The 22,595-nt window shown below is 69.9% G+C and carries 25 protein-coding genes and 5 pseudogenes; 16 read left to right on the forward strand and 14 right to left on the reverse strand.

What is annotated here, in order from left to right:
- The first annotated feature begins 250 nt into the window (after positions 1-250).
- The 4 genes and pseudogenes from AC6CKD_RS32420 to AC6CKD_RS32435 all read left to right on the forward strand — a co-directional run.
- The gene (locus tag AC6CKD_RS32420; protein ID WP_498332390.1) at positions 251-625 is read left to right on the forward strand and encodes a hypothetical protein; all 375 of its coding nucleotides are present in this window, start codon (positions 251-253) and stop codon (positions 623-625) included.
- 313 nt (positions 626-938) lie between these two features.
- Complete coding sequence (locus tag AC6CKD_RS32425) at positions 939-2,624, forward strand: ribonuclease J (protein WP_498332391.1); 1,686 nt, start codon at positions 939-941, stop codon at positions 2,622-2,624.
- Positions 2,625-2,695: 71 nt separating this feature from the next.
- A complete protein-coding gene (locus AC6CKD_RS32430) occupies positions 2,696-3,952 on the forward strand; it encodes a D-alanyl-D-alanine carboxypeptidase family protein (protein WP_498332392.1) in 1,257 nt (418 codons plus the stop codon).
- A pseudogene (locus AC6CKD_RS32435) lies at positions 3,877-4,610 on the forward strand (PhoX family protein); the annotation flags it as partial. The gene AC6CKD_RS32430 and the pseudogene AC6CKD_RS32435, both read left to right, overlap by 76 nt.
- Positions 4,611-4,662: 52 nt before the next feature.
- Here AC6CKD_RS32435 and AC6CKD_RS32440 read toward each other — a convergent pair.
- The 6 genes from AC6CKD_RS32440 to AC6CKD_RS32465 all read right to left on the reverse strand — a co-directional run bounded on the left by AC6CKD_RS32440 (position 4,663) and on the right by AC6CKD_RS32465 (position 9,544).
- On the reverse strand, positions 4,663-4,863 hold the full coding sequence (locus tag AC6CKD_RS32440) for a hypothetical protein (protein WP_498332393.1): 201 nt from the start codon (positions 4,861-4,863) through the stop codon (positions 4,663-4,665).
- 633 nt (positions 4,864-5,496) lie between these two features.
- Positions 5,497-6,090 carry an isochorismatase family protein gene (locus AC6CKD_RS32445; RefSeq protein WP_498332394.1) on the reverse strand — a complete coding sequence of 198 codons (594 nt, stop codon included), beginning with the start codon at positions 6,088-6,090 and terminating at the stop codon, positions 5,497-5,499.
- 228 nt (positions 6,091-6,318) lie between these two features.
- Entirely contained in the window at positions 6,319-6,714 is a 396-nt protein-coding gene (locus AC6CKD_RS32450) for an ion channel (RefSeq protein ID WP_498332469.1), read from the reverse strand.
- 954 nt (positions 6,715-7,668) lie between these two features.
- The gene (locus AC6CKD_RS32455; protein ID WP_498332395.1) at positions 7,669-8,286 is read right to left on the reverse strand and encodes a DUF305 domain-containing protein; all 618 of its coding nucleotides are present in this window, start codon (positions 8,284-8,286) and stop codon (positions 7,669-7,671) included.
- A 76-nt stretch (positions 8,287-8,362) separates the two neighbouring features.
- Complete coding sequence (locus tag AC6CKD_RS32460; RefSeq protein WP_498332396.1) at positions 8,363-8,785, reverse strand: DUF6153 family protein; 423 nt, start codon at positions 8,783-8,785, stop codon at positions 8,363-8,365.
- Between the two features lie 399 nt (positions 8,786-9,184).
- A complete protein-coding gene (locus AC6CKD_RS32465) occupies positions 9,185-9,544 on the reverse strand; it encodes a zinc ribbon domain-containing protein YjdM (RefSeq protein WP_498332397.1) in 360 nt (119 codons plus the stop codon).
- A gap of 482 nt (positions 9,545-10,026) precedes the next feature.
- Here AC6CKD_RS32465 and AC6CKD_RS32470 point away from each other — a divergent pair, with 482 nt between their 5' ends.
- The 6 genes from AC6CKD_RS32470 to AC6CKD_RS32495 all read left to right on the forward strand — a co-directional run bounded on the left by AC6CKD_RS32470 (position 10,027) and on the right by AC6CKD_RS32495 (position 13,882).
- Complete coding sequence (locus tag AC6CKD_RS32470) at positions 10,027-10,368, forward strand: ArsR/SmtB family transcription factor (protein WP_498332398.1); 342 nt, start codon at positions 10,027-10,029, stop codon at positions 10,366-10,368.
- Between the two features lie 41 nt (positions 10,369-10,409).
- Positions 10,410-12,089, forward strand: coding sequence for a SulP family inorganic anion transporter (locus tag AC6CKD_RS32475; protein ID WP_498332470.1), 1,680 nt, complete (start codon positions 10,410-10,412; stop codon positions 12,087-12,089).
- The gene (locus tag AC6CKD_RS32480; protein WP_498332399.1) at positions 12,086-12,508 is read left to right on the forward strand and encodes a pyridoxamine 5'-phosphate oxidase family protein; all 423 of its coding nucleotides are present in this window, start codon (positions 12,086-12,088) and stop codon (positions 12,506-12,508) included. The genes AC6CKD_RS32475 and AC6CKD_RS32480 overlap by 4 nt, the downstream gene beginning before the upstream one ends.
- Entirely contained in the window at positions 12,505-12,930 is a 426-nt protein-coding gene (locus AC6CKD_RS32485; RefSeq protein WP_498332400.1) for an ATP-binding protein, read from the forward strand. Before AC6CKD_RS32480 ends, AC6CKD_RS32485 begins: the two co-directional genes overlap by 4 nt.
- Before the next feature lie 17 nt (positions 12,931-12,947).
- Positions 12,948-13,373 (forward strand): STAS domain-containing protein, encoded by a 426-nt coding sequence (locus AC6CKD_RS32490; protein ID WP_498332401.1) that lies wholly within the window; start codon positions 12,948-12,950, stop codon positions 13,371-13,373.
- A 173-nt stretch (positions 13,374-13,546) separates the two neighbouring features.
- Positions 13,547-13,882: an ArsR/SmtB family transcription factor gene (locus AC6CKD_RS32495; protein ID WP_412078666.1), complete on the forward strand. Its 336-nt coding sequence runs from the start codon at positions 13,547-13,549 to the stop codon at positions 13,880-13,882.
- A 76-nt stretch (positions 13,883-13,958) separates the two neighbouring features.
- Here the strand turns inward: AC6CKD_RS32495 and AC6CKD_RS32500 are convergent, their stop codons facing one another.
- From AC6CKD_RS32500 to AC6CKD_RS32520, 5 genes and pseudogenes are all read right to left on the reverse strand, one after another.
- Positions 13,959-14,318 carry a DUF6126 family protein gene (locus tag AC6CKD_RS32500; RefSeq protein WP_498332402.1) on the reverse strand — a complete coding sequence of 120 codons (360 nt, stop codon included), beginning with the start codon at positions 14,316-14,318 and terminating at the stop codon, positions 13,959-13,961.
- Positions 14,315-14,680 (reverse strand): ATP-binding protein, encoded by a 366-nt coding sequence (locus AC6CKD_RS32505; protein ID WP_498332403.1) that lies wholly within the window; start codon positions 14,678-14,680, stop codon positions 14,315-14,317. The genes AC6CKD_RS32500 and AC6CKD_RS32505 overlap by 4 nt, the downstream gene beginning before the upstream one ends.
- A 118-nt stretch (positions 14,681-14,798) precedes the next feature.
- Positions 14,799-14,975, reverse strand: coding sequence for a hypothetical protein (locus AC6CKD_RS32510; RefSeq protein ID WP_498332404.1), 177 nt, complete (start codon positions 14,973-14,975; stop codon positions 14,799-14,801).
- 97 nt (positions 14,976-15,072) lie between these two features.
- A pseudogene (locus AC6CKD_RS32515) lies at positions 15,073-15,803 on the reverse strand (carbonic anhydrase).
- 286 nt (positions 15,804-16,089) lie between these two features.
- Positions 16,090-16,947, reverse strand: a complete 858-nt coding sequence (locus AC6CKD_RS32520; protein WP_498332405.1) for a CBS domain-containing protein — start codon at positions 16,945-16,947, stop codon at positions 16,090-16,092.
- Between the two features lie 263 nt (positions 16,948-17,210).
- Between AC6CKD_RS32520 and AC6CKD_RS32525 the strand changes: the two genes are divergently transcribed.
- Together AC6CKD_RS32525 and AC6CKD_RS32530 are read left to right on the forward strand one after the other, a co-directional pair.
- Entirely contained in the window at positions 17,211-17,663 is a 453-nt protein-coding gene (locus AC6CKD_RS32525; protein ID WP_498332406.1) for an HAD family hydrolase, read from the forward strand.
- A pseudogene (locus tag AC6CKD_RS32530) lies at positions 17,660-18,274 on the forward strand (glycoside hydrolase family 65 protein); the annotation flags it as partial. The gene AC6CKD_RS32525 and the pseudogene AC6CKD_RS32530, both read left to right, overlap by 4 nt.
- Here the strand turns inward: AC6CKD_RS32530 and AC6CKD_RS32535 are convergent.
- The 3 genes from AC6CKD_RS32535 to AC6CKD_RS32545 form a co-directional block, all read right to left on the reverse strand.
- Positions 18,199-18,636, reverse strand: a complete 438-nt coding sequence (locus AC6CKD_RS32535; RefSeq protein WP_498332471.1) for a CBS domain-containing protein — start codon at positions 18,634-18,636, stop codon at positions 18,199-18,201. The pseudogene AC6CKD_RS32530 and the gene AC6CKD_RS32535 sit on opposite strands and share 76 nt — an antisense overlap.
- A gap of 187 nt (positions 18,637-18,823) precedes the next feature.
- Positions 18,824-19,693 carry a universal stress protein gene (locus AC6CKD_RS32540; protein ID WP_498332407.1) on the reverse strand — a complete coding sequence of 290 codons (870 nt, stop codon included), beginning with the start codon at positions 19,691-19,693 and terminating at the stop codon, positions 18,824-18,826.
- Between the two features lie 33 nt (positions 19,694-19,726).
- Positions 19,727-20,395, reverse strand: a complete 669-nt coding sequence (locus tag AC6CKD_RS32545; RefSeq protein WP_498332408.1) for a CBS domain-containing protein — start codon at positions 20,393-20,395, stop codon at positions 19,727-19,729.
- A 300-nt stretch (positions 20,396-20,695) separates the two neighbouring features.
- Here AC6CKD_RS32545 and AC6CKD_RS32550 point away from each other — a divergent pair.
- The 4 genes and pseudogenes from AC6CKD_RS32550 to AC6CKD_RS32565 form a co-directional block, all read left to right on the forward strand.
- A pseudogene (locus AC6CKD_RS32550) lies at positions 20,696-21,022 on the forward strand (universal stress protein); the annotation flags it as partial.
- A 194-nt stretch (positions 21,023-21,216) separates the two neighbouring features.
- Positions 21,217-21,462 carry a universal stress protein gene (locus tag AC6CKD_RS32555; protein WP_498332409.1) on the forward strand — a complete coding sequence of 82 codons (246 nt, stop codon included), beginning with the start codon at positions 21,217-21,219 and terminating at the stop codon, positions 21,460-21,462.
- Positions 21,459-22,292 (forward strand): cation transporting ATPase C-terminal domain-containing protein, encoded by an 834-nt coding sequence (locus AC6CKD_RS32560; RefSeq protein ID WP_498332410.1) that lies wholly within the window; start codon positions 21,459-21,461, stop codon positions 22,290-22,292. The genes AC6CKD_RS32555 and AC6CKD_RS32560 overlap by 4 nt, the downstream gene beginning before the upstream one ends.
- A gap of 2 nt (positions 22,293-22,294) precedes the next feature.
- Positions 22,295-22,572 (forward strand): annotated as a pseudogene (locus tag AC6CKD_RS32565) (DUF1918 domain-containing protein).
- Positions 22,573-22,595: the final 23 nt, after the last annotated feature.

Here is a 22,595-nt window from a genome sequence, read left to right on the forward strand (position 1 = left end):
GACTACGCGACCTCCGCACCTGACCACACGGCGGCCGAGGAGCGGATCTTGCGGCACCTTCGCCTCTCGGTGCTCGAGCGGCCGACAGGTTGGTGCCGAGAAGGTACTTCTCGCCTGGGGAGAGCGATTGGGCGATGCCCGCGCATTCCTTGTGGTCCCGCGTCAGGGCGGCGGCTCTTGTGTCTCCGCGCACGGGTTGGCGATAATCCGGGCTTTCGGCAGTCGGGGGGCTTCGGTGGGCGGAACCATCATGATTTTGATCGTCGGGTTCTTGGTGTTCGCGTTCTCGGCGGGTTTCTACTTTCACTCCAGCCCGCTGCTGAAGCGCGGGGTGCGGACGTCCGCGGTGTGTGTGAACGTCGGTCAGGTCGCGCAGGGTTCCGTGCTCCTGCTGGAGTACACCCCGGTGGGCGGCCCGGCGCGGCAGTACACCGTCGGACCATTCGTGTTTCCGCCCGTCGCGGTCGGGGGGCGTCTTGATGTGATCTACGACCCCAAGCGCCCTCAGGAAGTCACACTCCCGGAGCGCCTCCCGAAGGGGACGCGTGGGCTGCTGATGACCATGCTCGTCTCCGGCGCGGTCGTCGCGGGATGTGTGACGGCCGTGGTGGTGTCCGTCAACTGAGTCTGGCAAAGCGCGAAGTAGGCCGACACGTGGTGCACGTGCCGGCCTTCCTGTGCGCGCGGGCGTGGCGTGGCAGACGAATCTCGCCAGCATGGATGTTGTCCCATAGAGGGACCTGTAGGGTGCGCGGCCGATCCGAAGAGCGGGCGCGGCGGCCGTCTGCTCTCCCTCGAAACTTCAGCCACGTCGCCCGAGGGTGGGGGGACTGCGTAGGAGTCCATCCCTGGCCGGGGCAGAGGCGTCGGAGGTGCGGTCGGCCAATCGGTGGACGGGCTAAGGATCACCTCGGCAGACCCTCCAGTAATGTCAAGGTATGAGTCACCCGCATCCCGAATTGAAAGCCGCCCCGCCGCTGCCCGCAGGAGGGCTGAGGGTCACCGCCCTGGGCGGCCTGGGCGAAATCGGCCGCAACATGACCGTCTTCGAGCACGCCGGCAAGCTGCTCATCGTGGACTGCGGCGTGCTGTTTCCCGAGGAGCACCAGCCCGGGGTCGATGTCATCCTTCCCGACTTCACCTCCATCCGGGACCGGCTGGACGACATCGTGGCCGTGGTGCTGACACACGGCCACGAAGACCACATCGGGGGCGTGCCGTACCTGCTGCGCGAACGACGTGACATCCCCGTCGTCGGCTCGAAGCTGACGCTGGCCTTCCTTGAGGCGAAGCTCAAGGAACACGGCATCAGGCCCTCCACGACACGGGTCCGGGAGGGTGACCGCAGGAAGTTCGGCCCCTTTGACTGCGAGTTCGTGGCGGTCAACCACTCCATTCCGGACGGCCTAGCGGTCGCCATCCGCACCGGCGCCGGGATGGTGCTCCACACGGGTGACTTCAAGATGGACCAGTTCCCGCTGGACGACCGCATCACCGACCTGCGCGCCTTCGCCCGCCTCGGCGAGGAGGGGGTCGACCTGTTCCTCACCGACTCCACCAACGCCGAGGTCCCCGGCTTCACCACCTCCGAGCGCGAGCTGAACCCGGCGATCGAACAGGTCATGCGCACCGCCCCGCGCCGGGTCATCGTCTCCAGCTTCGCCAGCCACGTGCACCGCATCCAGCAGGTGCTGGACGCCGCCCACCAGCACGGACGCAAGGTCGCCTTCGTCGGCCGGTCCATGGTCCGCAACATGGGCATCGCCCGCGAACTCGGCTACCTCAACGTCCCCGCTGGCCTGATCGTCAACCTGAAGGAACTGGAGCAGCTCCCGGACAACAAGATCACCTTGGTCTGCACCGGCTCCCAGGGCGAGCCCATGGCCGCCCTGGCGCGCATGGCCAACCGCGACCACCAGATCCGTATCGGCCAGGGCGACACAGTCCTGCTCGCCAGCTCCCTCATCCCCGGCAACGAGAGCGCCATCTACCGGATCATCAACGGGCTGACCCGCTGGGGCGCGAAAGTCGTCCACAAGGGCAACGCAAAGGTGCACGTATCCGGCCACGCCAGCGCCGGTGAACTCGTGTACTGCTACAACATCGTCAAGCCCCGCAACGTGATGCCCGTGCACGGCGAGTGGAAGCACCTGCGCGCCAATGCCGACCTGGCCATCGCCACGGGAGTCGACCCCGACCGGGTCGTCATCGCCGAGGACGGCGTCGTCGTCGACCTCGTCGACGGACGCGCCTCCATTACCGGCAAGGTCCCGGCCGGAAACGTGTACGTGGACGGCATGACGGTCGGCGGCGCCACCGAAGCATCCCTCAAGGACCGCGTCACCCTCGCCCAAGAGGGCGTCGTCACCGTCGTGGCTATCGTCGACGCCAACACGGGCGCGCTGGCCGAGGCCCCCGACTTCCTGGCCCGCGGATTCGAACACGACGACACCACGTTCGCCCCCGTCATCCCGGTGATCGAAAAGGCCCTCGCCACCGCTGCCGCGGAAGGCGTCGGCGACGCCGTGCAGCTCGAACAGCTCATCGCCCGCGCCGTGGCCAACTGGGCGTTCCGCACCCACCGGCGCAAGCCCCTCATCATCCCGGTGATCATCGACGCGTGATCCGGATACGGATACGGCCGGTCGGCGCACAGCGCACTGCGGGCGGCCGCATCCGTTCCTACGCTGCCTGAATGAGCATCAGATCTACTGCCTGCGGGCCCCTCTCCGCTACGGCAGCCCTCGCGGTCGGTGCGGTGGTCCTCCTCGCACCGCCCGCCACGGGAGCTCCACGAGCCGACCCCCTGCCGCCTCGGCCCGCGTCGGCCGTCGATGCGTCGCTGCTGCACCGCCCCGGAACCCACGTGCGGGTGAGGCAGGGAGCCCCCACCCTGCCGGACGATGTCTCCGCCCTGTCCTGGCTCGTGGCAGACGTCCGCACCGGCGACGTACTCGCCGCGCACAACGCCCACCGGCCCCTGCCGCCCGCCAGCACCATCAAGACCCTCTTCGCCCTCACCGTCCTGCCCCAGCTGCCCGCCGGCACCCACACGGTCACCGAAGCCGAACTCGAGGACGTGGGCGAGGGCAGCAGCCTGGTCGGCCTCGACGCCGGCCACTCCTACAAGATCGCCGACCTCTGGAAGGGCGTCTTCCTCAGCTCCGGCAACGACGCCGTCCACGTCCTGGCCGACATGAACGGCGGCTGGGACAAGACCGCGGCCCGGATGCAGGCCAAGGCCCGCTCCCTGGGCGCCAAGGACACCCACGTCGTCTCCCCGGACGGATACGACGCCGACGGTCAGGTCTCCTCCGCCTACGACCTGGCCGTCTTCGGCCGCACCGGACTGGCGGACCCCGCCTTCGCCCGCTACGCGGCCCTGGCCGACGCCCGGTTCCCCGGCGACACCCACAGCGACGGCAGCCCCACCTGGACCTACGGCATCGAGAACACCAACCGCCTGCTCACGGGCGAGGACGGCGTCGGACGCTACCCGGGCATCATCGGCATCAAGAACGGCTACACCTCGCAGGCCGGCCACACCCTCGTCTCGGCCGCCCGCCGCGACGGCCGCACCCTGCTGGTCACCGTCATGAACCCCCAGCACGGAGGCGGATTCGCCGTCTACGAGGAGGCACGCACCCTGCTCGACTGGGGCTTCGCCGCCGCAGGACACATCGACCCTGTCGGCACGCTCCAGCCTCCGCCACCTCCGAAGCCCTCACCCGCCGGCCCCGCACCTCTGGCCGCGCCCCCTTCGAACACCACCCCCACCCGCACCACCTACGCCTGGCCAGCCGCCCTCCTCGCCACGGCCGGCGCCGCCGGAACGGCCCTCTACCACCTCCGCCGCCGCGCACGGCGCGCCGCCGCGTCGCCCGCTTCGCCGGCGACAGCCCGGCCGCCGACATCGACGGCACCGGCAACGTCTCCCACATCGAGGGCATGACCGCCGCCGAGGTGTACGTCTTCACGCGCCTGATCGCCGACAAGGCGGGCGCCACCAAGATGGACCGCCCCGAGGACGTCGAGCCCCACCCCCAGACCGGCCGTCTGTACGTCGCGCTGACCAACAACAAGGACCGCGGCGCCACCGGCAAGCCCGGCGTCGACGAGGCGAACCCCCGCAAGGGCAACAAGCACGGCCACATCCTGGAGCTCGACGAGCACCGCTCCGACGCCGCCGCCCACACCTTCCAGTGGCGCCTGATGCTGGTCTGCGGCGACCCCGCCGACCCGTCCACCTACTTCGCGGGCTACGACAAGTCGCAGGTCAGCCGGATCTCCTGCCCGGACAACATTGCCTTCGACGAGCACGGCAACCTTTGGTTCGCCACCGATGGCAGCGCCCTCGGCTCCAACGACGGCCTCTTCGCCGTCTCGGTCAAGGGCCCCGAGCGCGGCCACGTCAGGCAGTTCCTCACCATCCCGAAGGCGGCGGAGACCTGCGGCCCGATCATCACCGAGGACCGCATCCTCATCGCCGCCCAGCACCCGGGCGAGGCCGACGGCTCTACCACCGGGAACCCCGCCTCCCACTAGCCCGACGGCCGGGCAGCATCCCGCGCCCGTCCGTCGTCTCGGTCTGGAGGGAATCCCGCTCCTGAAATGCGCTGGCCCATGCCGCCGCTCGCGGCCTGGGCCAGCCGGCTGCAATTGTCAGTACGAGCGCGGCGACATGACCTGGTCTTCCGCCCCGGGGGCCTCCAGGATGCATCGCGGCATGCCGGGTCCCGGAATGGCGCGTACGGCCACCTGGGTCGGCGGATCCGCGGGCAGCTCCACGTACACGGTGACGGGGTGGTCGTCGTGGGCCGTGCCGTGCCCGGTCTCCTTGCCGTCGACGAGAACCTCGACCACGACGGTGTGACCGGTCTGGACCGTGCGCTCACGGAGTGCTCAACGTGGAAGTGATGGCGGCCGCATCGGCATCTCTGACCGCTCTCCCCCTTGCCCAGCTGCCTGCCACCCGGCCGGCCCGGCCTCCGAGCAGGACCACCGGCCCGGCCCCCACCGCCCCGCGTAGCGGACGGAACACCAGCGAGGCCCGGCGCACTGGGCGCGCCCCGTCGAACGGCCGGGGCAGGAAAGCCATGGGCTCGCCGGGGGCCACCATCCGAAGCGGGCCACGCTCCCGCAGCGAAACCGAAGGCCCCGCCACCGCACCGACCGGTCCCTCCCGCACCCGGTGCGGGTGCTGGGGACGTACGGGAGCTGTGCAGCGCCGCACGGCGTCACCAGTCCCGCCATCGCCTCGCTGTGCCACCAGACCTACTGCTGAGCTACGGCGCGCCCTGAAGGCGGCTCACTACCAGGCACGGCGCGGGCCGATCATGGAAGACGCCAGCCCGGCCGCCCCGCCCCGCCCCGCCCCGCCCCGCCCCGAAGGATCGAGGCACCCCGGGGGCGACCCGCCAGCCCAACGAGCTCTCGCAGAACCGGCTCCGCGAGCGTGGACCGCCACAGGGCGAGGGCGTTGTCCTGCCTGCTGGGCTACCTCGGCGCCGGTGCCTTGCCGGACACCTCGATGCCTGCCTGGTGGAAGTCGTTCAAAGTGGAGGCAATGGTGTCGGCGGCGACACCGACGGTGTAGTCCAGGCGTACCCGGGTTCCGAATCCGGCCGCTGCAGCGTCCAGGGCGGTGGCACGCACGCAGTGGTCGGTTGCGATGCCCACCACGTCGACGTTGCGCACCCCGCGTGCGCGCAGCCAGTCCGCGAGGGAGGTGCCTTCGGCGTCCGCGCCTTCGAAGCCGCTCTTGGACGCGCTGTGGGCGCCCTTGAAGAAGACGGCGTGGACCTTGCCGCCGGCGGCGGCGGGGGCGAAGTTCGGGTGGAACTCGCCGCCTTCGTCTCCGGCGACGCAGTGGACGGGGAAGCTGTCCTTGAAGTCTGGGCTCGAGGAGAAGTGGCTGCCCGGGTCGATGTGGTGGTCGCGGGTGGCCACGACGTACTGGTAGTCACCGCCCGCGCTCCGCTCCACCAGCTCGGCGATCGAGGTGGCGATCTGCGCGCCTCCCGCGACGGGAACACTGCCTCCTTCGCAGAAGTCCTTCTGCACATCCACGACGATCAAGCCTCGGCTCATCACGAACACCCCTCAGGACGACGGAACGACCCCCGTCTTCTACCGCCTGCTCACCTCCACCGGCGACATAGCGGGCTGCACTCACCCACACGGCCGCAGACATTCACCGCAGGAACGATTCGCACGGTCGAAGCAGTCAGAGGCCAAGTGCGGTACGCGGTCGAAGCCAGGGCTGCCGTCGGGCGCCGGTAGCGGCAGCCACACCCGCGAAGGGGCCCTCGGCTGCCTCTACCTCCCAAGGGGACGGAATTCGGCGCGCCCATACAGCGGCCGTGGATCAGATCGCCCCCGGTAGCTGCCCGGCGACTGCGACCAGGTCGGGGAATCGGTTTGGACTAGGGAGCCGCGTCGAGTCCGCAGGAGTAGCCGGCCGCCGGGCTGGCGGTAGTGACCCGAACGGCCTGTTCGAGCGGACATGAACAGCCGTCCAAATTCAAACCGGTCCGTCTGGGCGACAAGTTTGCTTGCTATGCGGGGTCCAGTGGTCCGAGCAGCCACACACCGGTGGAGGTCGAGGACGAAGCCGACGAGCGCCTCCAGCGGGGCGAGGATCCGGAGCCATCCCTCGGTGGGTGCGATGTCGCCGAGGCCGAGGGTGGAGACGTTGACCAGGGAGATGTACAGCGTCGACGAATGAGGCCTGGTCGGCGGGTCGAAGTCCGGCGGTGTAGGTGAACGCGTCCGGCATGTGCGGCCAGTAGATCAGCGCCCAGCCCACGACCACGGTCAGGGCCCATACCGTGACCACGGCCACCATGGCCACCGGGCCGGCCAGGCCGGAGGCCCGACGCCGTGGCGTCAACGAGGAGGACAGCCGCCACAGAGCAGTCATGACCAGTCGACCCCAGCCACCGTGGAGCGTGGGATGCCATAGCGTGTGGAACTCGTCCCTCAGGACGAACAGCACCAGCGCCACACCCGCCACGTTGAACAGCCGGGCCATCCGGCTTCGCCTTCCTGCGTCGGCCACTCACCTTTCCGCACGGGATCGCCAGTCCGCCGGAGCCACGCACGGGATCGACCCATTCGCCGTAGGGGTAGGCGTCTCCGGTCCGATGCCGGCCAGGGTGTTCGCCAACCTGGCCCTGGTGCTTGCGGTGACCCGCCCCTGCATGTGTTTCTCAGCTCCTCTGCACCCGGGCGGGGGCAATTCGCAGGTCAGCCTGGAGGAATGTCGGTCAGGGTCCGGTGCAGCTGGTCACGGCTGGGGAAGCCGGCCGGGCCGTCCGGGATCTGGTACATCCGGCAGGCCAGCCCGGCGGGGCGTCCCGGTTCGGGGAAGGGATCGCGGCCGTCGATGAGGATGGCCGGGGAGCCGAGGAAGTCGATCCGTTCCGCCTCGCCTGGTCGGTGGTGACCCTTGTGGCGATCGTGGTGCTGCTCCCGATGTCCTCGAGTACCCGCGCAGCCGCTCGGCTGCGGGCTTGTGGTGCGGGCAGTCGGGCACAACGAGGAGGTGGATCCGCATGTCTTCAGGGTCCCCCTACCGGGCCGTAGAGTCCGTACGCCCACGGGTCCGTGCCGGCCGGTGCGGCTTGCCCAGAAGGAGGAAGCCAGGGCGCCGCCCCCGGTTGGCGTTCAGCCGGCAAGCATCGTCCGCATCAGGGCGATCTCGGCGGTCTGAGAGATGATGATGCTGTCGGCGAGGGCCTTCGCGGGACCGTAGGCGCCCAGTTGCTTCTCCGTCTTGGCCATGTCGATCGCGCCCTCGTGGTGCTCGATCATCATGGTCAGGAACATGGTGTCGAAGGCATTGCCCTCGGCATTCCCGAGCCGGTTTATGTCCTGGCCACCCATCATCCCGGGCATGCCGAAATTGTCGTCGCCGTGCCCCATGCCGAAGCCGGTGGGGACCTTCTCGCCCCATGCCTTGAGCCAGCCGGTCATGGTGTCGATCTCGGGCTTCTGCGCCTTCTTGATCTTTTCCGCGAGCGCCTTTACCTCGCTGGAGGCGCCGTGAGATTCGACCATGTCGGACATGACGATGGCCTGCCGGTGGTGGGGGATCATTTCTTGCGCGAAGGTGACGTCCGCCTGGTGGTGCCGGTCGGCCTCAGTGGCAGCCGCCGCGCCAGTCGTGCCGGCCCTGTTCGTGCTGTCGCTGTCGCTGCCGCCGAAGGCGGCCAGGACCAGGCAGGCAGCGGCCGTGGTGGCCGCCAGGGCCGCGCGACGTGGCAGGGAGTGGTTCGTGTTCATTTCGCTGAGCTCCAGTGATCGGATGCGAACGGGAAGCGCGGTGTGTGGCACCGTGGGGGCGGGCCGCAGACGGGCTCTACATCCGCAGGAGCTGCAGTCCGGCAAATGAGGGCGGTGCTCGCCCCCCAGCCGGCTCGTAGGCCAGCGGGATCGGGCACGGGACCGGGGCATCAACACCATGCGCCGCGGTGGTGACCGGATCGGTGTCTGCTGCGGCGATACCGGGGGAACCCGGCACGGCAGCCGACGCGCACATCTGGTCCGTGTGGATGACATGACGGCCCGTGTCGCGATCGTCGTCGGGGCATCGGTACGGCAAGCCGGGGGCGGCGGGGGCTGCCGCCACGTGGTGGGAACTGTGCTCGGCGGCGCCTGCCGACGGCGGGGCGGCGGCGCCCAAGGCGTGCATGCCGAGCAGCCCGACGATGACGGCAAGGACGAGCACCATGGTGAGCCGCACCAGGGGCTGCGGCTGCGTGCAGGGCTCGCGGCCGGTCACATTTCCCACAGTAGGACGTACCCGGTTACTGCGCAGCGCGGCCCGGGCCGCACGCCGGGCCTGAACCACAGCCGTGCCAGGACACGGATCCGCATGTTGTCGCAAGCGTTGCACAAGGCGGACTGGAACTCTGTACCGGCCCAACCGGACGGCGGCACGACGACTGACCCAGTCCGGAGACCTTGAAGGCCGTGCGGGTCGCTTCGTGATCGATGAGGCGGAAGGTGGAGCGCCTGCCAACCTCCCCGCCGACCCAATACGGAGGTAGCACCACACCGCGGGCCAGGCTGCCGAGACTGTTGGAGGAGCGCGACAGAAGCCGCTGGCCGCCGAGAGCGCCTGCCTACGGGAGTGCACCCGAAACGTTGAGCAGCCCCTTCTCCTCAACCGAGAGCCAGGTCAAGCCTTCTTGACCACGCTCGACTTGAGCTGCATGGCACCGAACCCCTCGATCTTGCAGTCGATGTCGTGGCCGTCGACCCCGTCGACCAGGCGGATGTTGCGCACCTTGGTGCCCGCCTTGATCCCCGAGGGGCTCCCCTTGACCTTGAGAGCCTTGACGACGGTGACCGCGTCACCGTCGCTCAGCACGTTCCCGACGGCATCCTTGATCACCCGCTCGCTCGAGGCACTCTCGTCACCAGTCCCGGTCACCTTGGGAACCCACTCGTGGGCGCACTCCGGGCAGAACATCAGCGCGTTCATCTCGTAGGTGTACTCGCCGGAGCACTTCGGGCACGGGGGCAGGCTCGCCGTCATCTGTTCTGTCCTAGCTCGGTACGTACATACGGGGCTTGAGGCACCCGCGCCATGGCGAGACGAGGATATCCGAATTGCAAACTTCTGCAATTCCTTATGCCTCCAGGGCGCGCGTCCGTTCGTAGCGGCGCAGCGCACACACGAGCGCGGGAGGTCGAGGGCACGGGCGCCCGTTCCACCACATCAGGCAACGACCGCGTCCCCCCGGTACGCCCGGGCACACATTGCGCACCCACGTCCTGGAGCTGCTCCAGGGTGACCGACGCCCGCACGAGACCCGCCGGAAGGGCCCCGCCGACGGGGGATGCGGCGGGGCCCATGCCGTGACGTTACAGCCTTCGAGAGGGGAACGGTCGCAGAATCCACGAATTGCAAAATTATGCAATTTCGTAGATGCTGGACTGGCCGCGCCCATGGGTAGCCGCGGGCACAGCAACCAGCCACTTCCCCGGCGCCCGGGGCGATGAGAAGGATGCGAGACCATGCCTGTTCCCCTGTATCAGGCCAAGGCTGACTTCTTCCGCATGCTCGGGCACCCCGTACGGATAAGGGTCCTGGAGCTGTTGCAGGACGGGTCGATGCCGGTACGGGACATCCTGGCCGCGATCGAGGTCGAGCCCTCGGCGTTGTCCCAGCAGCTTGCGGTGCTGCGCCGCTCGGGAATCGTGACCTCGGTCCGTGACGGCTCGACGGTGGTCTACGAGCTGGCGGGCGGGGACGTCGCGCAGCTGATGCGGGCGGCCCGGCGGATCCTGACCGAGGTGCTGACCGGACAGAGTGAGCTCCTGGAGGAGCTGCGCGAATCCGAGGTCCCCGCACCATGAATACCGTGCTGACCACCGGACTCGACCGGGTTCGCTCCTTGATGCCGGCCCGGACCGACTTCGCGGTGATGCGCCGAAACCCCCGCGGGGATCTCCTGGCCGGTCTCACCGTGGCGATCGTCGCTCTGCCGCTCGCGCTCGGCTTCGGTGTCTCCTCCGGGCTCGGCGCCGAGGCCGGGCTCGCCACCGCCGTGGTCGCGGGCGCGCTCGCCGCGCTGTTCGGCGGGTCCAATCTTCAGGTGTCGGGGCCCACGGGTGCGATGACGGTGGTTCTGGTGCCGATCGTCGCCCAGTACGGGCCCGGCGGGGTGCTGACCGTCGGGCTGATGGCCGGTGTCCTCCTCGTCGCCTTGGCGCTGATGAAGGCCGGGCAGTACATGCGCTACGTGCCGGCGCCGGTCGTCGAGGGCTTCACCCTCGGCATCGCGTGCGTGATCGGACTTCAGCAGATACCGGGCGCGCTCGGGGTGCCCAAGCCGGACGGTGAGAAGGTCCTCGCCGTTGGCTGGCGGGCCGTCGTCGAGTTCGCGCACGCCCCGAACTGGACGGCCATCGCGCTCTCGCTCGGCGTCGCGGCCGTGATGCTGCTCGGCGCCCGCTGGCGCCCCACCGTCCCGTTCTCCATTGTCGCGGTCGCCGCCGCGACCGTGATCGCACAGGTCTTCCACCTGGACGCCGCGGCCCCCATCGGCGATCTGCCCTCCGGGCTGCCCGCGCCCTCCCTGGCCTTCCTCGACCTCTCCGCGCTGGGTGCCCTCCTCGCCCCCGCCATCGCGGTGGCCGCGCTGGCCGCACTGGAGTCGCTGCTGTCGGCGACGGTCGCGGACGGGATGACGGTGGGGCAGCAGCACGACCCGGACAAGGAACTGTTCGGCCAGGGCATCGCCAACCTGGCGGCCCCGCTGTTCGGCGGCGTACCGGCCACCGCGGCGATAGCCCGTACGGCGGTCAACGTCCGCACCGGCGCCTCCTCCCGGCTCGCCGCCCTGACGCATGCCGCCGTGCTCGCGGTGATCGTGTTCGCCGCCGCCCCCCTGGTCTCGAAGATCCCGCTCGCCGCCCTGGCGGGGGTGCTGCTGGCGACCGCGATCCGGATGGTCGAGGTCGGCTCGCTCCGGGCGATGGCGAAGGCGACCCGCTCGGACGCCGTCGTGCTGGTACTGACGGCGGCCGCCACCTTGGTCCTCGATCTCGTCTACGCGGTGATCATCGGCCTCGTCGTGGCCGGGGCGCTCGCCCTGAAGGCGGTCGCGAGCCAGGCGCGGATGGACCAGGTGGATTTCCGCCCGGACCTGCCTGGCGAACACAGCGACGAGGAGCACGCGCTGCTGGCCGAGCACATCGTCGCCTACCGCATCGACGGGCCCGTCTTCTTCGCCGGCGCGCACCGCTTCCTGCTGGAGCTGTCGGAGGTCTCCGACGTGAAGGTGGTGATCCTGCGCATGTCCCGCGTCACCACGATGGACGCCACCGGCGCACTGGTCCTGAAGGACGCGGTCCAGAAGCTGAACCGGCGTGGCATCGCCGTCATGACGTCCGGCATCCGGCCCGGTCAGCGCCAGGCACTGGAGGCCGTCGGTGCACTCGACCTGCTGCGGCACGAGGGCCGGGAGTACGCCACCACGCCCGAGGCGATCGCCGGAGCCCGCAAACATCTGGAACAGGCAGGGCTGCTGCCTCTCAAGCACCATCCGCACCGTATCCGGAAGGCCGCACGATGACCGTCCCCGGCGAACGCCTCATGATCGATGTCTCCGGCACCGAGGCCCTGTGGCTCCTCGAAGGCTCTGCCCAGGGACGCCTGGTCTACGTCCAGCGCGAGCACGCTCTCGTCCGCCCGGCCACCCACGTCCTGGAGTACGGGCGCCTGATCGTCCGCACGCCCGTGCAGGCCGCGGCGATCCCCGGCAGGGCGGTGCTGACCTATCACGCGGACGAGATCCGCACCCCGACCGGCACCGGATGGACGGTGACGGCCCACGGCCCCGCCGACATCATCACGGACCCGGACGAGGCCGCGCACTACCGGCGGACGCTGCCCGGCTGGGCCCACGGCCCGCACGACACGCTGCTGCGCATCCACCCGCAGCAGGTTTCGGGGTTCCGTCTCGCCCGCCCCGTTCAGGGGGCCGGGCGGTGAGCGTCGAGGTCCAGACGATGCCCTACCGGCACGTGCTGAGCGTGCCCACCATGGGTTCGGCCGTACGTATCGCCCGTGAGACGGCCGAACTGGTGCTGGTCGAGTGCCGTGTGGGCCTACGGCATCCGAGCGTCGGGCCGGGGCTGCTGATCCTGGCCGAGCTGGTCACCAACAGCGTCCGCCACGCCGCCGTACTGTCGCCGACGATCACCGTCACCTTCGCACACGGGGCGGGTGCGTTCGCATTCGCCGTCCACGACCGTCACCCGTACCAGCCAGCCCTCTTCGGGGCGCTGGCCACGGCTCCGGGCAGCGGGCTGGCCACCGTCGTCGAGATGACTATGGAGCTTGGCGGGACCGCAGTGGTCCGGCCGGATGCGGACGGGCGCGGCAAGAGCATCTGGATCACCCTTCCCCTGTGAGACCTGAGGAAATGACGATGACGATCGAGTGGCGCTACACCACCCATCCCGGCCTGGGGGTCCTGTCCCTGGCCGGACACCTCGGCTCAGATGCGATCGCGCGCTTCACCGGCGCGATCGGGTGGGTCCTGGCCCGCGGCACCGGACCGGTCATCCTCGACCTGAGCGGACTGCTGGGCTGGTCGGTGGGCGGACAAATCGCCGTCGCCCAGGCGGCCCACCGGCTCGCCGAGGAGGGGCGGCCCCTGGAACTCGCATCGATCCCCGCCGACGGCTCCCTCGTCCCAGACGGCTCCTGCCCGCCCATCCCCGTCCACTGCGACCTGCCCGCCGCGCTGGCCGCCCACCACGCGGTGGGCGACGAGCAGCGCCAATGGAGCAGCGACGAATGGCCGGCCGAGCAGGCCCGCTCCATGAGGACCGCGTTTGCCACGGAGGGCTGATGGCGAAAGCCCTCCGTGCTGGGCCGAACGTCACAAAGACAGGACGCCCTGTCCCAGGAGTTGCGCTGATCTGCAATTGTGGAGGTCACAAGGTGTGTAGGGGCGAAAGGACGCCCCCTACGGCGAAACGGTTCTGGGTGGATGCGATGGGCAGTCGAGGCAGGGGTACCCAAGTGAGCGCACCGCTGTACCAGCTCAAGGCGGAGTTCTTCAAAACACTGGGTCACCCGGTCCGCATCCGCGTCCTGGAGCTGCTCAGCGTGCGTGAGCACGCGGTTGCCGAGCTGCTGCCCGAGGTCGGTGTCGAAGCCGCGAGCCTGTCCCAACAGCTCGCCGTCCTACGCAAGGCCAACCTGGTGGTCACCCGCCGCGAAGGCGCGAACGTGTACTACCGGCTCACCAGCGACGAGGTCGCGGAGCTGCTGCGAGTCGCCCGCAGCATCCTCTCCGGTGTCCTTCAAGGCCAGGCCGAACTGCTCGCCGACCTTCGCGCCAACAGCCCCCGATAGCACGGGGCCATGAACGGCGGCCGTCTCCCGTAGCGCGGGGTTCATCGCGCTTCTGACACCGGGAGACGGCCGCTTCCTACTTCTGTGCGTGCTGGCCCAGGTAGAACAGCAGCCACACGAACCCGGCGAACAGGTGCGTGCCGGCGATATAGAAGAAGGCACGCAGGGCGACACCCTTCGCCAGCCACCTTTCGTGCTTCGCCGCCGCGCTCTCCTCGGGTTTGCCGTCGATCACGAGTCCTCTCCGTTCCCCGGTGTCCAGGGCACCCTGCGGGTGCGCGTACGGGCGCACGAGGACCTGCCTGCCGTGCTGCCCGGCCTCCTCGACGATGCCCGCGACCTCACCCGCCTCGAGGGTACGCGCATCGGCATTGCCGACGCTGCCGGGATAGGTGATCCGATACAGCTGGGCGTCTGGTCTGTGACTGCTGATCACGGGGATCCTTCCGGCAGGATGAAGCGGACCACGATGGCCTTGCCGCGCTCGCCCGCGGGCTCCACGCGGACGTCGCCGCCGTACGTACGGGCCAGTTCGGCCACGGTGCGCAACCCCTGCCCCGACGTACGCTCGGCGTCTGCCAGGGTCATGGGGCGCGGATCCAAGTCGCCCACGCCGACCACCAGCAGGTGCTCGGTCATCTGCAGGGTGACCTCGGCGTCCGGTGTCTGCCGGGCATGCCGTACGGCGTTGGCGACGAGCTCGCTGACCACCAGCAGCACCGCCCCGAACAGCGAAGAGCCGCTCTCCAGGCCGAACAGCACGAGCGACCGCTCGGTGCGCTCGCGCGCAGACCGCACCGAGCCCGGCACCAGCGGCACCGTCCACGCATGCCTGCGCGTCGGCGCTGCCGGAGCCTGCCCGCTCGCACGGCGGACCATCACCGTGCGACCGGCCGACTCGGCGCCGCCCCCGGGCTCACCGGGTGCTCTCGTCGCCAGTGGCCACGCCGTGATCGTGGGCCACGCGCAGCGCGTCCTCCAGCTCGTCCGAGGCCTGCGCCTCTTCGAAGGCATCATCGGCCTCCCGCGCAGCCGCGAGACGAGCTCGCGCCACCCGGACCCGCTCCAGCGCCGCTTCCGCGAACCCAGCCACACCGCAACCCCCGTCCAACCAATTGGAACTAGTAAATTGCATAACTCTGCAAGTCTAGCTGCTGCGAGTGCGACGCAAACCGCGTCGCGGGCGGAGGTCAGTGGATGCGGTGCACCCGCTGGCTGGTGAGTTCATACCGGGCTCCGACCACCGCCAGCCCCTTCCCCTCGATCCTCGGAGACAGGGCGGGCTCGACGGCCAGACGCGACCGAACCAGCCGCACGTTCTCAGTGATCGCCGCATCGACACGGGCGGCCCCCGTCAGCGTGCGGTCGGTAGCGGGACGGACCTGATCAGCCAGGTACTGAATGTGCCCGGGCAGCCGTTCCCCACTCTCGGCCGCCTGGACAGCAGCAGTGACGGCCCGCACGACTGGTGCCCCAGGACCACGACCAGCGGGATGGCCAACTCCAACACCCCGTACGCGATGCTCCCGAGGACCGCTTCGTCCAGGACCTCGCCGGCCGAGCGCAAGGTCAGCAGGTCGCCCAGGCCCTGATCGAAGACCAGTTCCGGAGGCACGCGGGAATCGACGCAGCCCAGGATCACGGCGAAGGGATGCTGCCCCGCGGCCAGCGCGTGCCGCACGGCCCACGTCCGGTCCGGATGTCGATCATGGAACGTCCGCCAGCGCCGGTTCCCTGCGGCGAGTTCCCCCAATGCGGACTCAGGGGTGGGGTACCGCAGGCCTTTCAACCCGGTGGCGGCGGTCGACATCGCCGGCGAACCGGAGACCAGTCCGGCACCCACGGCCACCGTTCCCGTCAGCGCGGTCCGAACGAACCGCCGCCGCCCCACCAACCCATGAAGCTCAGCATCGGCAGTCATGCCGTACCAAGCTAGACGCGCCCTGGAGCGGCTGGGCCCGTGCCATCACAGCTTGGCCCGACCGTGGGCAAATCTTGGACAAGCGGACTGCCAGTCGGCAGAGCAGGCTGCACGAAGCAGACCTGAAAGGCGAAACGAATCACCGGACGAACAGAGCGGACGTCGCCCAGTGGCACGGACTCCAAGGCTGCCGCCCCCTCCTGCGCCCCACCCAGTGGGTAGCGGTGCGCCCACCACGGCGATCACGACCCCGGCAGCGCCAGCGTCTCCAGCGGCACGGGGCCCCTCAGTTTGGATGGCGCCTTCCAGAATCCCCCACGGAATCGCAGCGACGGCGTTCTGCCAGTTGCGGTACCCCGTCCTGTGGAGGTTCAGGAACTGGTGGCGCCAGTCTGGCGCTTGAGTGGCCGTGGACGTCGACGATGCCCTCGACGGAGTGGGCGAGGCGTTCGGCCAGGGGGATCAGGTCGCCGTCACGGACCTGTCCGGTCAGGGTGGCGATCCCTTGGGTCACCGTGACCTTGACGGCTTCGTGGGAGAAGGGGAAGAGGCGTTCGACGACGGTGCGGCGGATCTCGGTGGCGAGTTCCTCGTCGGTGCGGAGGAAGACCTTGAGGAGGTCGGCGCGGCTGACGATGCCCTGGAGGGTGCCGTCGGCGTCGACGACCGGGAGGCGCTTGATGTGGCGGTCGGCCATGAGGTGGGCGGCCTGAGGGAGTGTGGCGTCGGAGCGGATCGTGACGGCCGGGGTGGTCATCATGTTCTCGGCGAGGGTGGAGCCGGCCTTGGCGGTGTCGCCGAGGCGGCGCATCTGCTCGATCAGGCCCGGGCGGTGCTCGTGAAACTCCTCCTTGGGCAGGAGGTCGGCTTCGGGGACCACGCCGACTACGTGCCCGTCGCCTTCGATGACGGGTAGGGCGGTCACCTGCCACCACTCCCTCGCGGTGGCGATGTCCTTGAAGCCGGTCGAGGGGGCGACGGCGATGACCTTGGTGGTCATGACGTCGGCGACGGTGTACGGGGGGAGGCATGACGGGGTCCTCAGCGTGCGTAGGCGAGCGGGGTGCCGCTTCCCTGAGGGGGCGAACAGGTCGAGGAGCTGGGTGCGGGCGGAGTCGAGCCGGTCGGCGATGACCGAGCCCACGGCGACGGAGCGGCCGACGGCCGAGTCTTCGGTGCATCCCGGACCACCCGAGGAGCTCGCCGTAGCCGAGGGTGTCGACGACCACGTTCTTCTGACCGGGGACGTGGGTGTCGAGGTCCACGGTGCCGCACTGGATGATCCAGAACTTCTCGGCCCGTCGGCGTTCGTTGACGATGCAGGTGCCGGCCGGGAAGGCCACCTGGTGGGAGTGGGCGAGCAGGGTTTCGCGGGCTTCCGGTGCCATCACTTCGAGGATGGTGTGCATGGTGCTCATGGAGTGCCTCCAACCCTTCGCATCCACCCTGCTGGTGGGCCATCGTGTCCGGGAGGGACTGGGGGAGAAGACGATCCGGTGCGCAGCCGTCTCAGCTTCCCGGCGCGCCCGCTCCCTCTTGGAGTCCGCAGGGCTCATCGGCTACTTCGGCGCCTTGGTGGACGGCCAGGACGCTGCCGCACTTGCTCTTCCGGGCAAGCCCGACCCTGCCCTCCTCCTTGAAGCCGCCGGCCGTCTCGGCGCGCCCCCCGCTCACACCGCCGTGGTGGAGGACGTCCTCGCCGGCGTCGAAGCGGGACACCGAGGCCGTTTCCGCCTGGTGGTGGGACTCAACCGCGAGGACGACCCGCACATGAGGGATGCCCTGCGCGCACACGGCGCCCACCTCGTCCTACCCGACCTCGGCGGACTGCCCGCCGCACTCGAAGGCGGCCGCCCGTGACCAAGGCCTGGAGCTGGGAGTACCAACGCTACGACCCCAAGACCGAGCGGCTGGTCGAGTCCCTGTGCACCCTGGGCAACGGCCCCTTCGCCACACGCGGTTCAGCGCCCGAAACCGTCGCCGATGACATCCACTGCCCGGGCACCTACCTGGCCGGCTGCTACAACCGGCTCGCCTCCACCGTCGGCGGCCGCACGGTCTCCAACGAGGACATGGTCCGGCTGCCGGACTGGACCGCCCTGCGGTATCGCTGCCTGCCCGAGGGCGCACTGCCCGGTGACTGGCTCACGCCCGACCACCCGACCCTGCGTCACAGCCACGTGTCGCTGGACCTGCGCGCCGGAACGCTCACCCGCCGCAGGCTCTTCCACGACGCCGAAGGCCGCCGCCTGTGCGTCACGCATACCCGCCTCGTCCACATGGGCGACCCGAACCTGGCCGCGCAGAACACGGTGTTCCGAGCGTACGGCTGGAGCGGCAGGATCGAGATCGGGTCCGTACTCGACGGCGACGTCACCAACGCGGGTGGCGACCGCTACCGCGCCTTGGCCGGGAGGCATCTCGTCGAGCACCGGGCCGGAGTGGAGGCGGAGGGCACCGCCTGGCTCTCCTGCACCACAACCACCTCCCGGGTACGGATCGGGCTCACAGTCCGGACCTCAGCACGTCCTGTGGCACCGGTGGGCCGGCATGCACAGCCACGTCCGCGGCTGACGAGGCAGCCGTCGCCGTCGACCACGGGAGGGCGATTGAGGTGCCCGCGGGCCATCAGACGCGCTGCGGTGGGGATGGTGGCGTCCTTCGTGACGGTCACGGCCGGGCGGGTCATCAGCTGCTCGGCGCTGGTGTCGTGGGCCGTGTCGGAGCCTTGGGGCTTGAGCAGCAGGTCAGCTTCGGAGACGACGCCGGCCACCTGTCCGTCCTGGGCAAGGACGGGAAGCGCGCTGACGTTCCAAATGCGCAGCGCTTCCACAATGTCCTTGAATGCGGTTCCTCGGTCGACGAGATCACGGCGTGTGTCATGACGTCCTCGACGTGCGCAGGTGCTTCATGGTCTTCCTCCTCAATGGACGGCCGTGCTCGTGACGGCGTGCGGGGCGACCGTCCGGGGGTAGGGCCGTCCGGGGCTCTCAGGTGGTCTGGCCACCGGTACCGCTCCTTCAGCCGTGGGCGATGACGGCCACGGGGGCTGCTGCGTGGTGCAGGACCGCGTGGGCGACCGATCCCAGGTGCGCCCCGAGTGCGGAGCGGCGGACATGGCGTCCCACGACGACGAGTCCCGCTCCTTGTGAGGCCCGGACGAGATGATCGCCCGCGGATCCCATGAACACGTTGTGGCTGACGTTCACGTCAGGGAACTTGTGCTGCCAGGGCAGCAGCATGTCGTCCACCATGTGTGTGACGCTCCTGCCGATGTCCCGTTCGTTGTCCGGGTCGAAGAAGGGGACGTAGCTGTAGGCGGCCGGCATCTTCCAGCCGTGCACGGCCCGCAACGTACAGTCGCGCCGGGCTGCCTCTTCGAAGGCGAAGGCGAGTACCCGGTCGCACGCTTCGTGGATGTCGACCCCCACGACGACCTCAGCGCCGAAGCCGGGGCCCGGGCCGTCCGGGTCGTCGGTGACGCGAACGAGGACGACCGGGGTGTCGGTCGCGACCGCGGTGGACATTGCCACCGAGCCGACGATGAAACCGACCAGGCCGCCCAGACCGCGCGATCCCAGCACCAGCAGCCCGGCGTCGGCGGCCTCGGCCGCGAGGGCGGCGGCCGGCCGCGATGTCAGGCAGCGGGTCGTGATCTCCAGGTGCGGGTGGCACCCGTGCAGCTCCTGCGCGGCCTCGGTCAAGGCCTGGTCCGCCCAGCGGTCCACGTCCTGGCGGCCCAGGCCGGGGAACACCGGGTCCAGTGGCCAGTCAACGGCGTGCACGAGCCGTAGCGGCATCTGCCGCAGGACGGCCTCCTGCGCGGCCCAGCGTGCTGCTGCCCGGCTCTCCGGGGAGCCGTCGACTCCGACAGTCACGTGGTTCTTCATGGCTTCGATTCCCTTCGTACGGTCCGGCGCTCATCACCACGGCATTGCGTGCCGGGCATGGTCCGCGTGAGTGGATGCCGTGTCGTCGGTGCGGGCGATGACGTGCGATGCCACGGCGACAACCCCGTCGAGCCGTTCGACGAGGCCAAGAAGCGCAGGGAGCTGGCTCCGGCGCTCGACATGGCCCTCCAGAGTGACGATGCCGTCCACCACATGGGCGTCGACGTCACCGGCCGGCACACCGAGCACCCCCGTGAGGACCTCGTCGGTGCCGCGTCGGCGTATCTCGGAGTCCGGGCGCAGGAGCAGGCGGAGCAGGTCCCGGAGGGTGACGATGCCGACGAGACGGTCCTGCACGTCCACGACGGGGAGGCGTTCGATACTCCGGCGGGTCATCAGCCGGGCGGCGTCAGCCACTGTCTCTTCGGCGTGGACGGTGACCGCTGGCGCGGACATGACCTCGCCCGCGGTGGGCGGCCCAGGCGCTGGGGGGCTCTGCTCAGAGGGATGGGAGCCGGGCACCGTGTGGGCCAGCAGGTCCGTCTGCGAGACGACGCCCACCACGCGGTCCTCGCCGTCCAGGGCAGGGACCCCGGAGATGTCGTACTGGGCGAGGAGCTTCGCGACGTCCTTGAAGCCGGTGCCGGGGGCCACGGACACAACCTCGTCGGTCATCAGATCCGCCACCTTGAGGTGCTTCATGAGGCCCTCCTGCTCCGCCGTCTCACGCGAGGCTGGTGTCCGGTGTGGGGTGTGCCCCCACCATCCGTCGACGGCGGCCGTCGATCGAGGGCCAAACGGTCCCGTTCGGGGGTCCGCAAGGGCCCGAGGTGTCCGGTCGACGACGATGGGGACCTTTGGTCCCGTCGGCGGTCCCGGGCGGCCCTCTTGCCGAAGTGGCGACGGTTCCACCGTGGGTGGTGTCCCTCATCGGCTTCTCGGTTGGGAGGAATCGCGGAAAGCGCATTCCGCACCCCGGACACCAGCTCGGTCACCGTCGGCGTGGACGGCTCCCAGTCGGCGGTCGTCGCTGCCCTGTGGGCGGCCAAGGAGGTCGCACGCCGTGACCGTCCGCTCCACATCGCCTACGGCTCCGACACCGACGGCAGGGCCTTGTACGTGTCGGCGGAGACCATCGAACAGATCCGTGTCAACGGCCGGGCCATCCTTGACGACACGGCGAAGGCCGTGTCGGCCGAGTACCCCGGGTTGAACGTGACCACCGAGTTCAGCCGCGCAAGCGCCGTCGACAGCCTTCACCGGGCCGGCGGGCTCCACGGCACGGTCGTGGTGGGCAACCGCGGCCTGGGCGGTTTCAACTCCCTCATGCTCGGCTCGGTCGGGCTGGGCACCGCGGCCATCGCCATGACGCCCGTCATCGTCGTCCGGGGCATCGACGGGGCCGAGGAGACCGGCACGGTCCTCGCGGCGATCCGCGATGAGCACGACCTCCTCATCGCCCGGTACGCCGCCCGGGAAGCCGAATCTCCAGCGGCCACGCAGAGACCCTGCGGGTCACGGACGTGGTCCGCCGTGAGTTCCCCGACCTGGAGGTGCAGGCCGACGCGGAGAAGAGCATCTCCGTGGCCGGTGTCCTGGTCGAGGCGTCCCGGCACGCAGACCTGCTCGTCATGGGCGGCCGCCGGGTCCCAGGGCCCCTCGGACTCGCCCCCGACCTGGGCAAGGCCACGCACAGCCTGCTCCACCACGCCCACTGCCCCGTCCTTCTCATCCCCCGGACCGGCAGCGACTTCGGGAGCCGGTCATGACCATCCACCCGGCAGGAAGCCGTGACATCGTCGTGGGCATCGACCCGGACAGGGACTGGCGCCTTTCCCTGGCCTGGGCCGCCGACGAGGCACAACGGCGCCGGCTCCCGCTGCGCCTGATGCTCGCCGTACCGCCCCAGCACGACACCCATCACGTCGACGACACCCCCGGCCAGACGGGCCTGCGGCAGGCCGCATCCGACAGACTCGAACAAGCGTGCAATTGGGTACGTGCCCGCCACCCTGAGGTGGCCGTCACCGGCGATCTGCTCAGCGGCTTCCCCGTCCCCGTCCTGGGCGGCGCGGCACGACTCGGCCTGGCCCTGCCTCTTCGAGCGGGCCAGATCCTGTGGATCAACCTCCTCACCCACGGCCTCACCGGGGTGGCGATGGGCGCCGAACCGGCCGTACCGCAGGCCATGCGGCGCCCGCCCCGGCCGCCCGGACAGCACATCCTGGCCGCAGGTGTGTGGCAACGCCTCCTCGTCCTCGCTGCGGCTGTCACAGCGTTCAGCCTGATCGCCGGCATCGCCGCGCGCACCATGGGCCTGCCCTGGCAGAGCGTGCTCTTCCTGTCTCTGCTCGGAACCCAGCTGGGCGTGGCCCTGGGCCTGCGGGCCCGGCTGCTCACCACGCAGAACCTCTTCCTCCCCGCCTCCGTGGTGGGCTCCGCCCTCCTTGCGATGGCTGCCCTGCACATTCCCGCTCTGCAGTCGCTGCTGGACACCCAGCCGGTGGGCTGGACCGGCACAGGGCTCGCCACCGCGGCAGCCCTCGCGGCATTCGTCGCCGCCCGGCTCCTGCGAGGCGCATTCCACAGAAGGGCATGATCATGAACGCGAATCCGCTTGCCCACAGGCATGGGGTGCACGCCGAGGTGGGCGACCAGATCGTCGTGGGCGGCCCCACGGTCGGAACGCCGGGCCGAGACGGAGAAGTCATCGCCCTGCGCCATGAGGACGGCACCCCTCCGTACACGTGCGCTGGTCCGACACCGGCCGTACCACCGTGTTCTTCCCCGGCCCGGATGCCCACGTCCGCCACCTGCACGACGAAACCGGTACGCCGCGACACGAGGAGAAGCCGGACGGGGCAGTGGCCTCCCGTTGAGTGGAAAGGCCGGGCGCCCCGAC

This window comes from Streptomyces sp. GQ60, assembly GCF_059758875.1.